Source organism: Opitutus sp. sgz309028, from assembly GCF_059821195.1.
This window is the reverse complement of the sequence record NZ_JCAMRR010000003.1, coordinates 781,425-797,785: the sequence shown is the minus strand read 5'-3', so window position 1 is coordinate 797,785 and position 16,361 is coordinate 781,425. Positions and strand designations below refer to the sequence as shown.

Annotated in this window: 10 protein-coding genes; 8 read left to right on the top strand and 2 right to left on the bottom strand. The window is 63.9% G+C overall.

Features of this window, described 5'->3' with window-relative positions:
- Positions 1-534 precede the first annotated feature (534 nt).
- The 8 genes from AC6RV7_RS14920 to AC6RV7_RS14885 all read left to right on the top strand — a co-directional run bounded on the left by AC6RV7_RS14920 (position 535) and on the right by AC6RV7_RS14885 (position 12,674).
- A complete protein-coding gene (locus AC6RV7_RS14920; protein WP_500094811.1) occupies positions 535-2,832 on the top strand; it encodes a TonB-dependent siderophore receptor in 2,298 nt (765 codons plus the stop codon).
- A gap of 154 nt (positions 2,833-2,986) precedes the next feature.
- Positions 2,987-3,775 carry a hypothetical protein gene (locus AC6RV7_RS14915; RefSeq protein WP_500094810.1) on the top strand — a complete coding sequence of 263 codons (789 nt, stop codon included), beginning with the start codon at positions 2,987-2,989 and terminating at the stop codon, positions 3,773-3,775.
- Between the two features lie 176 nt (positions 3,776-3,951).
- Entirely contained in the window at positions 3,952-5,847 is a 1,896-nt protein-coding gene (locus AC6RV7_RS14910) for a DUF5060 domain-containing protein (RefSeq protein WP_500094809.1), read from the top strand.
- 1 nt (position 5,848) lies between these two features.
- A complete protein-coding gene (locus AC6RV7_RS14905; RefSeq protein WP_500094808.1) occupies positions 5,849-7,384 on the top strand; it encodes a glycoside hydrolase family 28 protein in 1,536 nt (511 codons plus the stop codon).
- Positions 7,385-7,388: 4 nt separating this feature from the next.
- Entirely contained in the window at positions 7,389-8,129 is a 741-nt protein-coding gene (locus AC6RV7_RS14900) for a carboxylesterase family protein (protein WP_500094807.1), read from the top strand.
- 160 nt (positions 8,130-8,289) lie between these two features.
- A complete protein-coding gene (locus AC6RV7_RS14895) occupies positions 8,290-10,251 on the top strand; it encodes a choice-of-anchor Q domain-containing protein (RefSeq protein ID WP_500094806.1) in 1,962 nt (653 codons plus the stop codon).
- Positions 10,252-10,446: 195 nt separating this feature from the next.
- On the top strand, positions 10,447-11,793 hold the full coding sequence (locus AC6RV7_RS14890; protein ID WP_500094805.1) for a glycoside hydrolase family 5 protein: 1,347 nt from the start codon (positions 10,447-10,449) through the stop codon (positions 11,791-11,793).
- Between the two features lie 77 nt (positions 11,794-11,870).
- Positions 11,871-12,674, top strand: a complete 804-nt coding sequence (locus AC6RV7_RS14885) for a Nif3-like dinuclear metal center hexameric protein (RefSeq protein ID WP_500094804.1) — start codon at positions 11,871-11,873, stop codon at positions 12,672-12,674.
- Positions 12,675-12,708: 34 nt separating this feature from the next.
- On the opposite strand, the gene AC6RV7_RS14880 is transcribed toward AC6RV7_RS14885, so the two are convergent.
- Positions 12,709-13,920 carry a TCR/Tet family MFS transporter gene (locus AC6RV7_RS14880; RefSeq protein WP_500094803.1) on the bottom strand — a complete coding sequence of 404 codons (1,212 nt, stop codon included), beginning with the start codon at positions 13,918-13,920 and terminating at the stop codon, positions 12,709-12,711.
- 55 nt (positions 13,921-13,975) lie between these two features.
- Complete coding sequence (locus tag AC6RV7_RS14875; RefSeq protein ID WP_500094802.1) at positions 13,976-16,258, bottom strand: GH92 family glycosyl hydrolase; 2,283 nt, start codon at positions 16,256-16,258, stop codon at positions 13,976-13,978.
- Between the last annotated feature and the right edge of the window lie 103 nt (positions 16,259-16,361).

The following is a 16,361-nucleotide window of genomic DNA, read 5'->3' as shown; positions in this document are numbered from 1 at the left end:
AGCGGCCGGAGCGCGGCGCGGCGCGTGGTGGAGAGCGGGGAAGGGGGGCGCGAGGAGATCGGCTGGCCCGTAGCGGTCTGCATGCCTGCAGTAGGCGTTTGAAGATGGTTTTCTGAAACGTTGAGCGCGCTCAATCGCATGAGAGCGCATCGAGGCAGGACCGGCAGGCGCGGGACAATAGGAGCCGACATCGTCGCGACGGATTCTGATAAAATGTCGTTGGGGCTGCGATCTGCATCTTTCCGCCGGAGGCGGGACACGCCAAAATTCGCGGTCCGATCGCGGCGCGGAATGGCAGGCAAATAGGCCGGCCGCGGGGCGTCCACGCGCCGACGCGAAAGCGCCGCCAAGTCGCGGGCAAGTTCAACGGCCCGCTCATGCGATTGAGCAAGCGCTCGGTTTCGTTCGGCGGAAACAATCGCACTTTCGCCGCAGCACCCCGCTACCCCCGGATGATTCATTGCTCGATCCGTTCTCGCATCATCCCGCCCAAACCCTTTCCACCATCGTTAAGCAAAACGTGGAATCCCAAACATGAAACTACCATCCCCCAGCAAAAGCCGGGCCTGGCGACTGGCCGCCAGCCTGCCCTTGACGGCACTGACGGCGTTCGGCCAAGCCACGACCGCTCCCTCCGCCGCGGCGAATCAGGACAAGGATGTCGTCGTCCTCTCGCCGTTCCAGGTCACCGACGCATCGGAAGAGGGTTATTACTCGCCCCAAGCCTTGTCCGGCACGCGCACCCGCACGGAGCTGATCAACCTCCCGCTCAACCTGACCGTCTTCAACGAGAACTTCATCCAGGACATCGGTGCGCGTGACCTGGTCGACATCGTCTCGTTCGCCTCGGGTGTCGGCGGCGGCGGCACCGCGGGCTCCGACCTGCAGAACGGCGACACGCTCGGCTTCATCCTGCGCGGCCAGGGCGGATTCGTGCCGAATCGAAACGGCTTCCGGCGCCTGCGCCTGGTCGATCCGGTCACCATCGCGCGCGTCGAGATCCTGAAGGGGCCGTCCTCGGTGCTCTACGGGCCGGCGTCCCCGGGCGGCAGCGTGAATTATATCACCAAACGTCCTGTGCAGCGGAAAATCATGAGCTCGAGCGTCCGGCTCGGCAGCTACGATTTCTACAAGGGGTCGGTGGACGTGAACATTCCCACGCCCGCCAAGAACTTCGCGGTCCGGTTCGTGGGATCGATCGAGGATTCGCAGTCCTGGATGGCGAACCATCGCAAGCAGCAGACGGTGCTTTATCCTTCGATGACCTGGTGGATCCGCCCGGAGACCACGCTCACGATCGAATACGAGAGCACGAAGAGCCGGGAAGATCCGCAAAGCTCGATTCCGTATCACCCCTTCCTCGATCCGCAGCGGGGCATGCTCGGGGCGGTGGACCGTAGTTTCAATTTCCGCGGACCGCACGATTTCAAAGACGTGACGATGGATGCCTTCACGGTCGAACTCGTCCACAAGTTCAACGAGAACCTGACCCTGCGCGCCAACTGGTCGGATGTGAGCTGGGAGGACAACGTCCGTTACAACAGCCCGACGACGGTCATCGCGAGCGTGGCCGGCGGTGCGCCGACGAATCCGCCGACGCTGCAGGGGCGCGGCTACAGCCGCGGCATTCGCGGCTCATGGGACAAGTATCGCCAGGTCGAACTCCTCAACAATTTCGAGTTTCACGGCGTGAAGGTGCAGAACCTCTTCGGCTACCAACTCGGCAAGGAAAAGTTCGTCCAGGTGTATAACGAAATCGCACCGCCGGTGAACAACGATGTGCGCTGGAATCTCAACGATCCTTCGACCTGGATCCGCTCGGAGCGGTTCGAAGGGTTGGGCACCGCCAACAACACCGGCAATCACGCCCGCAACACCGTCAACAGCGGCTACTTCGTGAACCAGCTCACGCTGCTCGACGACAAGGTGCACACGCTGCTCGGCGTGCGGGTGGACAAAATCCGTTCGGACGGTCGCCAGAATGTGAATACGCCGAACCCGACCCAGACTTATGCCGAGTATCCCTCCAAGACCTCCCCGCAGGTCGGCGTGCTCTACAAACCGGTGGCGGGGCTGTCCTTCTTCGCGAATTATTCGACGTCGATCGTCAACCTCTACACGACGACCGGCCGCCATCCGGACGGCACGTTCTTCAATCCCGTCCCCGGCAGCGGCAAGGGCTATGATTTCGGGGTGAAGACCGACATGTTCAAAGGCAAGGTGTCCGGCGTGCTCTCGATCTATTCGCTCGAGGAGAAGGATATCGTTCGCTTCCTCCCATCCGTCACCATCAACGGCGAAACCTTCACCCCGATCGCCCAGTCCGGCGTGAACAGCAGCACCGGCGCCGAACTGGACCTCAGCTACCGGCCCACGCGGCACACGCAGATCGGCATCGGCTACGCCTACACCTACTCCTACGTGAAGAGCGATGAAGGCACCGCCACCACGATCAACGGTCAGCGCGTGCTGACCCGCCAGAACGTGGGCCTGGCCTACGCCCCGCATCACACGTTTGGCGCCAACATCCGCCACGATTTCGGGGCTTGGGGGAAGCTCGACAACTTCTATGTCATCGGCAACGGCCGCTGGGTGGACGAACGTCGGCATACGGACACGCTGGTGGTGTTGAACAACACCCTGGCCCAAGCCTGGAAACTCGACGACTTTCTCGTCCTCTCCGCTGGCTTCGGTGGCAGCTTCACGTATGGCCGGGCGAAATACACCGCGTCCTTCATGGTGAAAAACCTGACCGACGAGGATTACCTCTCCAGCCGCAACTTCTACGGTGCCCCCCGCACCTACGAGTTCACGCTGCGGATGGATTTCTAGCAACGCGCGAGATCGATCGCCGTGTTTCGCAACCGCCCGCTATTCGGATCGCTCCGATAGCGGGCGCTCACTTTCGCGGACGCGGGTCCCGGCCGGGCGCCGGAGGTTTCGCTTCCCGGCACCGTTCGAACCGGCTATAAAGCCGCAGCAGACGATGAATACACCCCTGTCAGGATGGGGAGGCACAGTGGCGCGGTGGATGACGTTGGCGTTGGTGCTGCCGCTCGCCGGACGGGCGGAGCTTTTCGGCCCCCGCACCACGACGCAGGTGAGGATCGTGGTCGATGTGACGGCCGAGGGCCGCAAGTTACCATCACCGACGGTGGAAAAGCCGGTCGTGTATTTTCCGGTGACGGCTGAACTGGAGGAGCGTGCCGATGCTCCGGCGCGCCAGGATGTGCATCGGTGGCTGGCGCAGGCGCTCGCGTCGCAGGGCTACATCCCGGTGAGTCCCGAGCACGATCGCCCCTCGCAGTTGCTCGTGTTCGAATGGGGCGAGATGGAGCCGCGGATCGAGGACATCGATGGACGAGTCGACGAAGAGAATCCGATCCTGGGGCAGACGTTTTGGAACGAAAGCGAACTGCTCGATCTCGTCGCGGGCCAACGCGCGCAAGGGCCGATGCCTTGGTGGAAGCGAGAGGGATTGCGACGGGAGGGTGTCGCCGGCCGGCATTTCGTGCGACTCGTCGCCTACGATTACGACGCGGCCAAGAAACAGCGGAAGGTGCTGCTCTGGCATGCACGCGTGAGCACGCATTCGGACGGCGTGAAGCTGAACGAGGTGCTGGCGACGTTGATCAAGGCGGGGGCGCCGCACTTCGGCCGGCAGACGCGCGACCCCGTTCTCATTCACCTGCCGTATGTCCCCGCCGGCCGGGTGGAACTCGGCGACCCGACCGTGGAGGAATATATGCCGCCCAGCGACGGAACGAAAAAGTAGAATCGGCGAACGCGTCGCTTGCGTCGAACCGGGCCGGCACTTTCGTGGCCAGATCGACTCCGCCTGCAGTGGTTCCGGTCCGCACTCATGCGATTTAGTCGATCGTGGCTTGGCGCCGAATGCGAACGGAGGTCTCGTGACGGCAGCGATCGGCGCACGCCGCTCCGGTTTCTTCTATGAATTTTTCGCCCCGCTTCGGTCCGTTTCGCGTTTTCATTTTGCTGGCGATCGCTTTCACGCACGGCGTCGCGCTGCGAGGGGCCGCGGCAACGGTGCGCGTCGAGGGCGAAGCCAAGCAGTGGCACAAGGTCACGCTCACGCTGGCTGGTCCCGCCGCGAACGAAACCGACCGCGATCCGAATCCATTCACGGACTACCGTTTCGAGGTGACCTTCACCCACCAGTCCGGCGCGCCGCGCTACACGGTCCCCGGCTATTTTGCGGCGGATGGCGATGCGGCGAACACGTCAGCGAAAGAAGGCAACATCTGGCGCGCGCACTTTGCTCCCGACCGGACGGGCACCTGGAGCTACCGGGTCGTGTTCCGGCGCGGGAAGAACGCCGCCATTGACGGCGGTGGGGCGCGGCTGGCGCCATTCGACGGACTCCAGGGTGAGTTCAATGTCACGGCGAGCGACAAGACCGGCCGCGACTTTCGCGGCCGAGGCTGGCTGCACTACGTCGGGAAGCATCACCTGCGCTTCGCGGGCAGCGGCGAGTATTTCCTGAAGGCGGGACCGGATTCGCCGGAGACGCTGCTCGCGTATCGGGATTTCGACGACACCGCTTCGGACAAGCAGGACGTTCGCCTGAAGACCTGGGAGCCTCACATCCGCGACTGGCGCGAAGGCGATCCGACCTGGGCAGGCGGCAAGGGAAAAGGCTTGATCGGCGCGATCAACTATCTCGCGGACAAGGGCATGAACACGATGTCGTTCCTGCCCTACAACTCCGGCGGCGACGGCGACAACGTCTGGCCGTTCGTGTCGCGCCAGGACAAGCTTCATTACGACTGCTCGAAGCTGGAGCAGTGGGCGATCGTGTTCGACCACGCGCAGGCAAACGGGGTTCACCTGCATTTCAAGCTGCAGGAAAACGAAATGGACGACAACCGCGTTGGCACCTCGCGCGAGGTGAAGGAGGTGCCCGAGTCGTTGGACAATGGCGCACTCGGACCGCAGCGGAAGCTTTACCTGCGCGAACTGATTGCACGGTTCGGACACCTGTTGGGCGTCACGTGGAATCTGGGCGAAGAGAACACGCAAACCCCGGACGAGATCCGGGCGATGGCGCAGTTCATCGCGGATACGCATTACCACCCCAGCAACATCGTCCTGCACACGTTCACGAACGAACAGGAATTTATCTATACGCCGCTGCTCGGAGCGGGCTCGGCCTTGACCGGACTCTCGCTGCAGAACGACTGGTCGGAGACGCACGAATGGACGGTGAAATGGGTGCGCGATTCGGCGCAAAGCGGCCGCCCCTGGGTGGTCGCGAACGACGAGCAGGGGCACTGGGCCTACGGCGTGCCGCCCGATCCTGGCTACGAAGGTTTCGACGGCGTCGCCCGCGATCCGCGGCGCACCTACACGTTGCACGAAATCCGCAAACTCACGCTCTGGGGCAACCTCATGGGCGGCGGCGCCGGGGTGGAGTATTATTTTGGATACCGGTTGCCCGCGCACGACATCAACGCCGAGGATTTTCGCAGCCGTGATCGAAGCTGGGATTATGCGCGGATCGCAGTCGAATTCTTCCACGAACACAAAATCCCGTTTTGGGAAATGCAGCCGGCGGACGAACTGGTGGGCAATTCGATCAACGCGGAGCCGTATTACTGCCTGGCGAAACCGGGCGAAATTTACCTGCTGTATCTGGCGTGGGGCGACGTCTCGGCGATCGACCTGCGCGACACGACGGGCGAGTTTACCGTGAAGTGGTTCAATCCGCGGACCGGCGGCGAACTGATCGACGGACCGCTGACGCGCGTGCGCGGCGGGCAGCGGGTGCGGCTCGGCCTGCCGCCACGTGAAGTCAACGAAGACTGGGTCGCGATCCTCCGCCGCTGAGATGCAACCCTCACCGTCGGCTTGGAAAAACGTCAGGGATTTCGGCGCCGTGGGCGGCGGCGCGACCCTGCAGCACGAGGCGATCAATCGCACGATCGCGGCCTGTCATCGCGACGGAGGCGGAACGGTGCTGGTGCCGGCCGGGATCTATTTGATCGGCACCGTCGACTTGCTCAGCAACGTCACCCTGCACCTGGAGGCTGGCGCGGTGTTGAAGGGCAGCCCGAACCTCGCGGATTACCGGGCGTTGCCCTATGCGAGCGAACTGCGGAACACCATGCTGATCCTGGCGGACGGAGCGACGAACGTCGCGCTCACCGGACGGGGGGCCATCGACGGCAACGCCGACGCGTTTGCGCGCTATGGCGAGGCCGATACGTCGCGGGATTTCGAGGCCCGGCATACGCGGCAGGGCGAGGCGTATTTGGAAATCAACGACGATCCTTCCGATGGTCCGGTCAAGCACAAGTCCCGGCCGGGCATCCTGATCCTGCTGCGGCAGTGTCGCGACGTGCTGGTGCGCGACGTCAGATTATTGAACGCACCCAACTGGTGCCTGCACGTGGCGTGTTCGGAGGACGTGTTGCTCACCGGACTGGAAATCAGGAGCAGCCTGCTGATGCCGAACAGCGGCGGCCTGGACGTGAGCCTTACTCGCAACGTGCGAATCAGCGACTGCAACATCGAGGCGGGGGACGATGCGATTGCGTTCAGTCCCTGCGCGGACGGTTTCGGGACGGGCACGGCGGAGAACATCGTGGTGCAGAACTGCGTGCTCCTGTCGCGGTCGGCGGCGATCCGGATCGGCTGGGGGCTGCACGACTTTCGAAATCTGCTGTTCAACAACATCGTCATCCGCGACACGAACCGCGGCATCGTGCTCAACGTCCGTCACGGCGAAACGATCGAGCACGTGACGTTCTCGAACATCCTGATCGAAACCCGGCTCTACAAAGGCAAGTGGTGGGGCAAGGGGGAGCCGATTCACATTTCGGCGGTGAAGGAGAGGCAGGACGAAGCCCGCCCCCGGGCGGTCCGCAACGTCACGTTCAGTCACGTCTCGGCGACGGGCGACCACGGCGTGGTGATTTACGGGGAAGGAGACGGGGCGATCGAAGCGGTGACGTTCGACCATTGCCGGCTCACGCTGCGGCCGAGCGCGCTGCAGGAGTCGTTTGGCGGTAACTTCGATCTGCGACCGTTCTGGGATCCGTCGCGAAAGGTGTTCAAGCATGACGTCCCGGCGCTGTTCGCGCGTGGCGTGAAACGGCTGGCGCTGCGGAACCTCGACGTGGTGCGCGCGGAAGGCCTGCCGGATTTCTGCCGGCACGCGCTGGAGATCGAGCAATTCGAGGACGTCGTCATTGACGGCTTTCGAGCGCGACGGACTCCGACGACCGCGGGCGCGGAGGCGGTGGAGATCGTGTTGCGCGACGGACGCGAGGCGGTCGTGAGGCACGCGAAGGCGGCGGCGGGAAGGCTTTTGCGCGCGGACCGCGTCGACGAGTTCCACGATGAGACGACGCGAACCCTTTGAACGCATGAAAATCCGCAACGTCATCCTGTTTGTCGTCATTGCCGGCCTGTGGTCCGGTTGTCAGACGCCCATGAAGCCAACGGTCAGACAAGCCGCGAAGAAGACCACGATCACGATGGTCCAGGAGTATCGGTATTTGCGATACCTTCCGCCCGGCTACGGCGACGAGCGGGAGAAGCACTGGCCGCTCGTGCTGTTTTTGCACGGCGCCGGCGAGCGGGGCAGTGACCTCGAACTCATCAAGAAGCACGGGCTGCCAAAGCTGATCGAGGCGGGGAGGGATTTTCCCTTCGTCGTGGTCTCGCCGCAGTGTCCTCCGGGCGAGTGGTGGAACATCTTCGCGCTCGAGGGGCTGATCGAGGAGGCGGCGCGCGAGCTGCGGATCGATCGCGACCGGGTCTATCTGACCGGATTGAGCATGGGCGGTTTTGGCACGTGGGCGCTAGCTGTGCGGCATCCGGAGCGTTACGCCGCGATCCTGCCGGTCTGCGGCGGGGGCGAGCGGCAGCTGGCGCGGACGCTGCGTGATGTGCCCGTGTGGGCGTTTCATGGCGACGCGGATCCGGTCGTGCCGGTGGAGCGCTCGCAGGAGATGATCGACGCGATCAGGAAGCAGGGAGGCTCGCCGCGGCTGACGGTGTATCCGGGAGTAAAGCACGACTCATGGACCGCGACCTATGACAACCCGGAAATCTACGACTGGCTGCTGTCGCACCGGTTGAGCGATCGGACGAAATCCGAGTAGGCTTTCGTCGCTGAAGAGGAACGAGACGCGAGGGGAGCGGATCCTGTTGTCGCCGGGCTCATGCGATTGAGCGAGCATTTCTTGGAGATGTCGCGAAGGTGCATCGACGGTGCGAAGCTAGCGGCCTGAACCATCGTGGCGAAGGCGCCGGCGCACACGTATGAAAACCCCCACCCTGAAAAACAACGCCAGCGCCGGGAGCTGGCTTTCGTCGGTCGAGGCGCGTTCGCTCCTCGGCGCGATTCTGGTCCTGTTCGGCTGCAGCCTTTCGGCCCGGGCTGCGAACATGACCCTGTCAGCGGCCCTGCTCGACAGTCTGAACGGAACCGTCGACTTCTCGCAATCGACGATCGGTTCCGGCGCGCTGGCGGTCAGCAATACACTCGCGCCGGGCGACACGGTGTTCATCGAGGCGCACACCCGAAAGTTTCTGATCCTCCGCAACCTCACGCAGGGCACGACGGCGAATCCGGTCACGATCACGAACACCGGCGGGCAGTTCGTCATCGAAATCCCGACCGTCGACGACGCGGCGGGGCACGGCATGGTGCTCGGTGGCTGCCAGCACGTGATCCTGAAAGGGACGCCCGGAACCGGATATACCTATGGCATCAAGCTCAACGGATCCCGGTACGAGCTGGGTAACAGCGCGCCGGGATTGAGGATCACCGACAACGGCCAGTCCGTGGCCAGCGGAAACTGGGTTGGCGCCCTGGATGTGGAGGTGACCGGGATCGAAGTCGCGAACTCGGGCTTTGCGGGCATCATGGCGAAGAGCGATGCGGCGCCCACGGGCTATGTGTTGGACGGGCTGCACATCCATCACAACTATATCCACGATACGGAGACGGAAGGGATGTATCTGGGGCTGACCACGGTCAACCCGGCCCACACCCTGGCCAACGTCGAGGTGAACGACAACCTCCTCGAAAATCTCGGTTGGGATGGCATCCAGCTCAACACCTGCCTGACCAACGGGAAGGTCCATCACAATACGATCATCGGCTACGGGATCCAGAGCCACGAGGTCTCGTTCAAGTCTCCCGGCGAGTCGCCGCATTGGCAGAACGACGGCATCACCGGCGGCAAGAACGAGGTGGACATCTACAACAACTGGATCGAGGCGACGGCCGACGGCGGCGGGGCGGGAATCTTCCTCTCGGTGCGCAAGAGCCACAACATCTACAACAATGTGGTCATCCACCGCGGCGACTCGGGCCCGACGAACATCGAACCTGGCGTCTACATGCGGGACGACAACCTGGTCGCGGGCACGACGGTGAAGATCATCAACAACACCATCGTGACGCCCGAAGGTCCCGGTGTTCGCGATCAGACGACGGCGCCGGTTTACTACTACAACAACATCGTGGCCCAGCCGGGCGCAGGTTACGGGTATGTGGAAAGCGGAGCGCCGTTCACGTCGTCCAACGCGGTCCACGAATCCACCGTGGCGGGCGTTGGCTTCGTGAATCCGGCCGCCGGCGATTACAACCTGACGGCCAGCTCGCCGGCCTATAATGCCGGCATGGACGTGAGCAGTCATGGCGTGACGACGGATTTCGTCGGCACCGCACGGCCGCAGGCAGGCACCTACGACGTCGGCGCGTATGAGCTGCAGCCGACGACGATCATCACTCCTGTCGCCTGGGGACAGGGTGGCGGCGCGTATTGTCCGGCGACCGGCGCGTTCGACGAGCAGCCGACGTGGAATGCGACCGCGGGCGCGCCGGCGGGCGTCTCGAGCGCTCCCCATGCGAGCACCGCCACCGGTTATGCGAACCGCTATTGGTATGTCGATTTCGGCGCCAATTACGCGAACGTGCGTATCACCGAAATGTGGACGCGTTATCGGCCCAGCAGCTCCGGCAACCAGGCCGGGTTTGGCACGATGTGGTGGGATGCCGATCTCGACACCGTCAAGGAGGGACCGGACGCGACCGGATTCAAATTCAACTCCGCGCAGGGCCTTTCGAGTTCGGGTTCGCAGCAATGGGTGCGGGACGCGGATTTCAACGGGACGCCGAAAACACCCGCCGCGCGCTACCTGATCGTGCCGACGGGCTCGACGGTCACCGACCGGGCGAACGAATTTGCCTTCGTCGGCTACACGGTGCCGTAAGCGATCGCTGAGGAAAGGACTTCATCCGGCGGGCGCGTTCAGAGATGGACGCGCCCGCTTCGCGAAGGCGCGCGAGAAACCGCCGCGAACAATCAGCCGAACGAGGGGGGTGAAACCGCATCGCACGCCGGGAATGTTCAAGCGATTGAGGAAGGCGGCGAATGCCGTCGGCGGCGGACGGACCAGCCTGCAGGGATGAGAAGAGCGAAGCTTCGGGCGGGCGCGGTGATGATCGCGGCGATCGTGGGCGCGACCGAGGCAAGCGTCGCGCGGACGCGGCCGTTGATGCGGGAATTCGTCGGCTTGAACAGTTATGCTCCGGGGCATTCGACGCAGCGGGCCTTCGATCCTGAGTTGTATCGTCCAGTGGCGCGGCGGCTGCGCGAGTATCACAAGGTGGCCCGCGACTTGGGCGACGATCCCGCCGAGCCGGCGCCGCTGCCGCGCGGGAAGGATGGGACGGACTGGGCGGGCATCTATCGCGAGTGGACGGAGAAGGGATGGAACGTCGAAGTCTCGCTGCAGTTCGAGAGCATCGAACGCGAGAAGTGGACGGACATCGCAACCCAGGCCCGGGATTATGGACGGCGCTACGCGCGGGAGTTCGGGCCTTCCGGCGAGCGAAGGCTCGTCGACACGGTGGAGATCGGCAACGAGCCGACGAAGTGGAGCGACGAGGATTACACGCGGATGTTCCGCGCGATGGCGCGTGGCATTCGCGAGGGCGACCCCAGGATGCGGATCGCGACGAGCAACATCACCGCGGGTCCGAGCGGCGCCTGGGACAAAAGTGTGGAGTGCGTCGCCCCGTATCCGGAACTCTATGACGTCCTCGCCCTGCACATCTACGCGGAGATCGAGCAGGATCCGTCATGGCGGCGGAGTTATCCCGAAAATCCGAAGTTGTTGCGGTATCTGAACGATGTCGACGCGTTGTGCCGCTGGCGCGATGCACATGCGCCGGAGAAGGAAGTGTGGGTCACGGAGTTCGGTTACGACAGCAGCACGAAGAAGGCGGATCCGAATGGGAAGCTGCCGCACTGGGTCGGCGTGACGGACGAGCAGCAGGCGCAGTGGCTGGTGCGCTCGTTACTCCTGTTCGCATCGATGGACGTCGGGCGGGCGTATATCTATTTTTTCAACGATCGGGATACGCCGAGCCTGCACGCGAGCGCGGGGATCACGCGGAACTTCGAGCCGAAGCCGTCGTTTCATGCGCTCGCGCACTTGCAGAAGGTGCTCGGGGATTATCGGTTTGGTCGGATCGTGCGTGACGAGCCGGGGCGGGTGCGCGTGCAGGAGTTTGAACATGGCGACGATCCGACCCGGGTGGTGTGGGCGGTGTGGTCGCCAACGGGAGACGGAGTGCTGTCGCGGCAGGTTTTGGCGAATGTGCCGGGCGTGCTCGAACGCGCGGAACGGATGCCGCTGGGGGCGGAGGAAAATGGCGGAGCGAAGGCGCGTCAGCGCGAGGATGGAGCGATTGAAGTCGAGGGGGGCGAGAGTCCCGTTTACCTGATGATCAAAAACAAGAGTCGATGAGGACGAAGGACGCAGTTACGGCGGGAACAAGTCTCCGTGCGAAGGAGCTGAATGCCTGGCTGAGGTCGTTGCACGAGGTGCCCGAGCCGTCAGTGGATCGCGTGATCGTGGGCGATCCCGAGACGCCGGTGCGCGGCATCGCGGTGATGTGGACGCCGACGTGGGACGCGTTGCGCGAATCCCTGGCGGCGGGATGTAACGTCGTCGTGACGCACGAACCCACGTTCTTCAGTCATTTGGATCTGGAGGCGTTCGAGGGCGAAAAAAGCGGTTTGTCCGAGGCGGCGTTGAAGGCGATGGGAGGGACGAGGGACGCGAAGAAGACGTGGATCGAGGAAAACCGAATGGTCGTGATCCGGTGTCACGACGTGCTCGATTTGATGCCGGGCGGCGTGGCGGATTCTTTGGCGAAGAAACTGGGTTTCGCGGCGGAAGACGTGATTGTAAACCAGCCGTATTATCGGGTGGTAAAGATCGAGCCGGCGATGAAGGCGGAGGAACTGGCGCAGCGGATGGCGCAGGCGTTTGGCGAGATCGGACAGCCGGGAGTGGTGTTTTATGGCGATCCGGAGAGGAAGGTGGAGAAGTTGGGACTGGGAACGGGGTATGCGTGCGAGCCGTGGAGGTTTGTGGAGCTCGGCGCGGAGATGGCGCTGACGATCGACGATCGGATCAAAACGTGGGTGGAGACGGAATGGGCGGACGACGCGGGGTTTCCGCTGGCGGTGATCCATCACGGCACGAGTGAGGAGTGGGGCGTGCACACGCTGCACGGGATATTGAAGGAGCGATTTCCCCAGCTGCCGGTGAAGTTGATCGTGCAGGGGTTTCGGGCGCGGTGGATTCCGGCGGAGAGAGGATCCACGAAAAACATGAAATGAAGCACGACGGTGCCGCGCATCGGATTTCTTTATCCTAACGTGCGCCGCGCGTGACGCGGACGGCGAGGCCGGTGGCGGCGGCGAAAACCAAGGCGGCGATGAAGAACGAAGCGCCGGGGAAGTGGAGGCCGGACCTTCCGTCGATGCTGGCCCCGAAGATCCATCCGAAGCAGAGCGGGCCGATCATGCCCGCAATGCAGCGGAGGCCGGTGAGCGCGCCCTGGAGCTGACCTTGTTCGGACGCGGAGACGTGTCGCGTCATGAAGGTTTGCAACGGGGCGTTGCTAAGTCCCCAAAATGCCATGACGGCAATGCCGAGGATGAAAATTTCGGAGCGATACGCGAAGGCGTAGATAAGGAAGCCTGCGGTCGGAGTGACGAGGCCGAGGAGCAACGTGGTGCGCTCCCCGAATCTTTTTACGGAGTAGCCAACGCCCCACAGGCCGACGATCGCAGCGGAAGCGCCGATGGCCGTGACCGCGAGGCCGATGGCGCGCTCGCCCCAGCCGTAGCGGAAGCTCATGTAGAGCACGATCAGATTGGGCAGCGCAGCGTGCGCGAACGCAGTGAGCCAGGCGACCCAGGAAAGACCGTAGAGTTCGGGATGCCGGCGGAGGAGAGCGAGGGCGCCGAAGGGGTTGGCGCGTTTCCAGGAAAACGGCGAACGACGATCGCTCGGAAGCGATTCAGGCAGGACAAAGATACCGTAGGACGCGTTGACGAGGCAGAGAACGGCCGCGCCCCAAAACGGCAGACGAAGATCGATATCGCCGAGGAGGCCGCCGACGGCAGGGCCAATCACAAAGCCGAGACCGAAGGACGCACTGAGAATCCCGAAACGCGCAGAGCGTTGTTCGAGGGGCGTGATGTCGGAGACATAGGCAGCGGCAACCGGATAGGTGGCGGAAGTAATGCCGGAAATGATACGCCCGACGAAAAGCCAGCCGAGCGACGGCGCGAGTGCCATCAGGATGTAGTCGAGTCCGAGCCCGGTCATCGAGAGGAGCACGACGGGGCGTCGGCCGAAACGATCGGAGAGGACGCCGAGTGCGGGGGCGGCGAAGAACTGCATGAGCGCCCAGATGAAACCGAAGACGCCGGTAATGTGCGCGGCGCGGGAGACGTCGCCGTTTTCGAATTCGACGATCAGGCCCGGCAGCACGGGAGAGACGATCCCGAGCGCGAGCATGTCGAGCGTGACAGTGACGAAGATGAACGTAAACGCGGCGCGGGAGGATGAGGGCACGGAAGGGCGCAGACGAGGAGGACGGCAAGTGAGAGACGGACGGATCGCATGGGGATCAAGCGGTGGTCGAGAGCGAGAACGGTCGGGAGAGTTTTCCGCGTTCCCGGGCGGTTTCGGGCGAGCGGGACATAGAAAACACGAGTTCTGCTCCATCGCGGATCGCGGCATGCGGGAGTTCGAGCGAGGTGACGGAGGTGCGGTTGAGTTTCACGTCGCGGACATAGCAGGCGTCGGGCGCTTGCTCTTCGGCGCGGATGCGAAAGGCGCCGCCGTTGGGGAGACGGATTGTGGCGGAGTCGAACAGCGGCGAGCCGAGCACCCAGGCAGGGTGACCGGGCGTGAGCGCGTAAAGGCCGAGCGAGTGGAGGACAAACCAGGAGCCCATCGCGCCGTTGTCTTCGTCGCCGCAAAACGCTTCGGGAGAATAGAGTTCGTTGAGGACACGCCGGACCCAGTATTGCGTGCGATCGGGTCGACCGGCGGCAGTGAAGAGCGACAGGACGTGGTGAACGGGTTCGTTGGAGTGCGCGTATTGGCCGAACGGGACGGCGGCCATTTCGGTCATCTCGTGAATCGTCGCATGATAGCGGCCGATCTCGTAGTGCGGCGGCAACGCGAGCAGGCGGTCGAGTTTCACGATGAAAGCCTCCTCTCCGCCCATGAGGGCGGCGAGTCCGGCCGCGTCGTGGGGTGCGGACCAGGTGTGCTGCCAGGGTCCCCCTTCAATGTAGTCGCGCGTCCAGGCGAACTCGCGGAAGTGAGGCGGAAAGGAGCCGTCGGCGTTGCGACCGCGGAGGAAACCGACGCGAGGGTCGTAGAGGTGGCGGTAGTTGAGCGCCCGACGATGGAAACGGTCGGCGTCGGCGCGATGGCCGAGGGCGCGGGCGAACTGACCGGCGCCGAAATCGCCGAAGGCGTAGTCGCACGTGCGGGCGGCGGAGTGATCGAGTTCGTCGTCGGGCACCCAGCCGAGTTCGTTGAAGCGAGCAAGCCCGGAGCGACCGCAGGCGAAGGACGGCGGTTCCTGCGAGGCGTCGTGGCGGACGGCAGCGTAGGCGGAGGCGATATCGAAATTGCGGATACCCTTGAGGTAGGCGTCGGCAATGGCGACACCGGCATGCGAGCCGACCATGCACGGAATGTAGCCGGGACTGGCCCAACTCGGGAGCCAGCCGCCCTCCTGGAAAGCGTTGACCCAGCCCTGGATCATCTCGCCGTGCTGCTCGGGCGCGATGAGCGTGAGCAGTGGCATGAGCGAGCGATGGGCGTCCCAAAAACCGATGTCGGTATAGAGCGGGCCGGGGGTGACGGCGCCTTCGGCATGGAAGAAGCTGCGGTGAATCTGAGCGCCGGCGGTGTTGAACTCGTGCGCGATTCGCGGATACAGCAGCGAGCGGTAAAGGCACCCGTAGAACGTCTGGCGCTGGGCGTCGCTGGCGCCCTCAATCTCGATCGCGGCAAGGCGATGATTCCAGTCGGTTTCGGCGGCGGCCCGGGTTTGATCGAAGGTGGCGTCGCCGAGTTCGCGACGCAGATTGAGGAGAGCCTGATCGACGCTGATGAAGGACGTGGCGATTTTGGCGGTGATTTGTCCGTGAGCGGGGCGGTCGAGTTTGAGCCAGACGAGTTGCGAAGGATCGTCGGGAGCGGGCGGAGCGCCGTTCACGTCGATGACTCCAAAGTCGAGAAAACGCGTGCTGAGCTCGGCGGCAAAGCAGCAGCCGAATTCGCCGGGCACGGCGGCGCCAGGAGCGATGGCGGAGGAGACCCCCAGGATGAGACGGCGATCACGGTCGACGGAAATAATTTTCCCGGCGGCGGGGCGGAAAGTGAGCCAGGCGTTTTCGCGCGGTTCGTAGGTGAAACGGAAGTGGGCACCGCGTTCGGTGGGTGCGATCTCGGCGACGATATCGTGGCGGACGAGATGCGTGCGGAAGTAGTGAGGGCGGGCAACGGTTTCGGCTTTGGGGTAATAGGATTCGCCGTCGACGACCGTGAGCGGCGGTTGCGGACCGGAGCCGAGAAGAAGGAGGAAGTTACCGTAATCGCCGATCCACGGGGACGGTTGGCGCGTGGCCCGGAACCCCTGAAGCGTGGGCGAGCGGAAATCGAAAGCCCAGTTGCCGGGATCGGTTTGCGGAATCCAGCCGACCATGCCGTGGGGGCGGGTGGTGAGCGGAAGCGTGTTGCCCTTGGAGAAGGCGAGATGGGAATCCGTGCCCTGGAACGTGCTGACGTGATCGACGAGGGATCGGGGGCTCATACGCGGAGGAGACGACGCCAAAGAGGCGCAGACGGCGAAAGAAGGTGGAGCCCGACGACGTCGTCGGACTGGCATGCAGATGGGAGGTGCTTCAGCCCGAGAGGGACGTCGGACCCCGCCGAGGACTTCATAGGCGGAAGGTTGGCGGTGGCGCCGGGGGCGCGACGGGGCGGCGGCT

Bases quoted from the DNA above. Each gene is read 5' to 3' on its own strand.
- AC6RV7_RS14905 (WP_500094808.1), top strand. From the start codon at position 5,849: ATGCAACCCTCACCGTCGGCTTGGAAAAACGTCAGGGATTTCGGCGCC.
- AC6RV7_RS14915 (WP_500094810.1), top strand. From the start codon at position 2,987: ATGAATACACCCCTGTCAGGATGGGGAGGCACAGTGGCGCGGTGGATG.
- AC6RV7_RS14890 (WP_500094805.1), top strand. From the start codon at position 10,447: ATGAGAAGAGCGAAGCTTCGGGCGGGCGCGGTGATGATCGCGGCGATC.
- AC6RV7_RS14910 (WP_500094809.1), top strand. From the start codon at position 3,952: ATGAATTTTTCGCCCCGCTTCGGTCCGTTTCGCGTTTTCATTTTGCTG.
- AC6RV7_RS14875 (WP_500094802.1), bottom strand. From the start codon at position 16,258: ATGCCAGTCCGACGACGTCGTCGGGCTCCACCTTCTTTCGCCGTCTGC.
- AC6RV7_RS14900 (WP_500094807.1), top strand. From the start codon at position 7,389: ATGAAAATCCGCAACGTCATCCTGTTTGTCGTCATTGCCGGCCTGTGG.
- AC6RV7_RS14920 (WP_500094811.1), top strand. From the start codon at position 535: ATGAAACTACCATCCCCCAGCAAAAGCCGGGCCTGGCGACTGGCCGCC.
- AC6RV7_RS14895 (WP_500094806.1), top strand. From the start codon at position 8,290: ATGAAAACCCCCACCCTGAAAAACAACGCCAGCGCCGGGAGCTGGCTT.